The sequence below is a fragment of the Coprococcus intestinihominis genome (genome assembly GCF_040096555.1).
GTDB classification, from domain to species: Bacteria; Bacillota; Clostridia; order Lachnospirales; family Lachnospiraceae; genus Coprococcus_A; species Coprococcus_A intestinihominis.
The window spans coordinates 1-1,731 of sequence record NZ_JBBMEK010000411.1 but is presented as its reverse complement, the minus strand read 5'-3'; the positions used below and the strand labels follow the sequence as shown (position 1 = coordinate 1,731).

Genomic DNA, 1,731 nt, shown 5'->3' with positions numbered 1-1,731 from the left:
GTCCGTCATAGCTCTCTACTATCAAAAGCTCATTGTTCCGGAATAACTGCTCCATGGCCTTTGATAGAAATTCTGCTTTGTTCTGGTTGCGGTTCGGTTCGTAGTTCCAGAGATAATATTCATCTTTGAACAGTTCCTCTCCCTCGTAAAACGTGCGAAATTCACATTTTGTCAGAGCGTTGGCAATCTTTCCTACACAAGTCCAGAACGCCAGCTCTCTCAGACAGATTTCTGTTACTGCATCACGGACCTGCTGATCTGCAATTTCCACAGATGATACCCGCTGCACATCTTCTCCCGGTTTTTCTCTTGCCTTGAATAGCTTTCTGAGACTTAATCCCATGTCAGTTTCCTCCTTTCTGCGCTAATATGTGAATACGCCCAGATCCGGCGCGCTTACGCTCTGAGCATACGGCAGGTCATCCTCTACCGTCATAGATGCGGCCAATGCCATAAATGGGTCTGTCTTTCTTGACTTTGCCTCAATCTTTGCATATACAAAGTTTCCAATATCGGCATCATCTTCCTTTCCCGGTTTCCGGCCGTATCTGACCATCTTTGTGTTATTTGTTGCCCAACGCAACACCGGGTTATCTCCCCACACGAAATAGTCATTTGCAAAACAGCTGTCTATAACCGGCGCAACTTTCATGATGTCTGACGGTCTTACCAGTTTTAGGTTTTTGTACACTTTTGCATCAAAACCAATGTTCTGCAGATACTTGGCCACCAGAGCATAACGGAAATCATCTATTGCCATTTTCTTGATCGAATAGTATTCCATCTGAGTTGCAATATAGTCCACGATCAGCTCCGGGTGGATTTCCACATCATCAACCAGTGTGATATGTCCCTGATCCGCCCATTCTTTCCATGGTGCCTTTATTCTTGGCAAGTCTTTTGACTGCAGGCAGAGCCAGGAATGGTTTAGATCATACCTGGTATCCACGTCTCTGAAATGGAGATTGACGGAAATCATATCAGTGACTTTTGAGAAGTCGATGCCACAGGTGCACATTCTTCCCACCAGATCATCTACCGGTACAGGTCTGTTAGTGGCTTTGATTCTTTCATAAGCACACACTTTGATCTCGCTGGAACCGTCTGGGAGGTTCATTCTCTTGGTCATGAATGCCGTGAACTTCTCAGGCCGTTTCAACCAGTCTCTGTATTCTTTCCGGATCTCCTCCATGAGATCCGGCAGGTATCTCAATGATGGGTTAGCCTTTTCCCAGTTCTTCTCATCGTGTACCTCTGCCTTGCTGTCCAACCGGCAGATAAACGGTAGTAGGCCGTTGTCTGGTTCTCCTCCGAACAGGATTCCCTCTGCTGTCTCCAGCAGATCATCCAGCGGTCCCTCCCTGACATCTCCCTGGGTAGTGTAATATGACCGGCGTGGGTGTTTCTTCTTTCCCAGGCCGGTCGTAAATACATTGATATTCTTATAGTCTTGATACTGATGAATCTCATTGAGCACTACCATTCCGGAGCGGAGACCATCTTTTCCGCCCGGATTGTTTGTATGTCCCTTTATTGTTGACCTTGTGCTCTTGCAGACCACTTTCTCCCTTGTCCACTTAAAAAATCGCTGGAGCTTTTTGAGCCACTTAGGCTGCTCGAATGCTCCAACGATATCCTGTACCGGCCGGAGAGCCTGGTCCTCATTGTTCGCACAGATATCAACGTCATACTCTCTGATTCCGTTGTATTCGGATGCCAGTGCCGTTGATT

At 46.9% G+C, this 1,731-nt stretch carries 1 protein-coding gene and 1 pseudogene; both read right to left on the bottom strand.

Annotated features, from left to right (window positions below; all coding sequences use genetic code 11):
- Positions 1-343 (bottom strand): annotated as a pseudogene (locus WMO25_RS17745) (phage portal protein); the annotation flags it as partial.
- A 21-nt stretch (positions 344-364) separates the two neighbouring features.
- Positions 365-1,731: terminase TerL endonuclease subunit (locus WMO25_RS17740; protein ID WP_349086532.1), on the bottom strand; the 1,367-nt coding region annotated here is incomplete at its 5' end.